Raw genomic sequence first — 941 nt, 5'->3', positions numbered from 1 at the left:
CACATTGACCGCGACGGCCGCTATCGCGTCAGCATGCTGTTTGACCGCGCGGGCTGGGAAAGCGGGCATGAAAGCCTGTGGGTGCGCCAGTCGCGCCCGTTTGCCGGCGACACCTACGGCCTGCACCTGCCGCTGCTGGCAGGCACCGAAGTGGCGATTGGCTTTGAGCACGGTAACCCGGACCGTCCGTACATCGCCGGCGTGCTGCACGATTCATCCCGTGCGGACCACGTCACCATCCGCAACTACAGGCGCAACGTGCTGCGCACGCCGTCGAACAACAAGCTGCGCCTCGACGACACGCGCGGCCAGGAGCACATCAAGCTCAGCACCGAGTACGGCGGCAAGAGCCAGCTGAATCTCGGGCATCTGGTCGACGGCGAACGCCAGCCGCGCGGCGAAGGCTTCGAGCTGCGCACCGACAGCTGGGGCGCCATTCGCGCGAGAAAAGGGCTGTTTATCAGCGCGGACGGGCAGGCGGCGGCGCAGGGGCAGCAGAAGGACATGCAGGCGGCGCTGGGTAACCTGAACCAGGCGCGCGAGCAGATGGCGGAGATATCCGGCGACGCGCAGAAGGCCACGGCAAACCCGGCAGACCTGCGCGCGCAGATAGCGTTGCTTGAGCAGCAGCTGCAGGAGCTGAAAAAGTCGGTGCTGCTGCTGAGCGCGCCGGACGGCGTGGCGCTGACCAGCGGCGGGCATCTGCAGCTCTCCGCGACGCAGAATCTGGTGGCGACGGCGGGCAACAATGCCGACGTCAGCGTAATGAAAAACCTGTTCATCGGGGTAGGCAACGCGCTGAGCGTGTTCGTGCGCAGGCTGGGCATCAGGCTGATTGCCAATCAGGGGCCGGTGCAGCTGCAGGCGCAAAACGATTTGATGGAGCTGCTGGCGCGCAGGGAAATCAGCATCGTCAGCACCGAAGATGAAATCAAAATCAT

General features: G+C 64.9%; 1 protein-coding gene. It reads left to right on the top strand.

Annotated elements, in window-relative coordinates; translation table 11 throughout:
* On the top strand, positions 1 to 941 hold a 941-nt coding region (locus tag HX773_RS25315; protein ID WP_176973796.1), incomplete at both ends, for a type VI secretion system Vgr family protein.

Origin of the sequence: Pantoea sp. B9002 (assembly GCF_013385945.1) — a bacterium.
Lineage (GTDB): Bacteria > Pseudomonadota > Gammaproteobacteria > Enterobacterales > Enterobacteriaceae > Pantoea.
The sequence above is the reverse complement of the archived record's forward strand: the minus strand, read 5'-3'. Positions and strand labels throughout refer to the sequence as shown.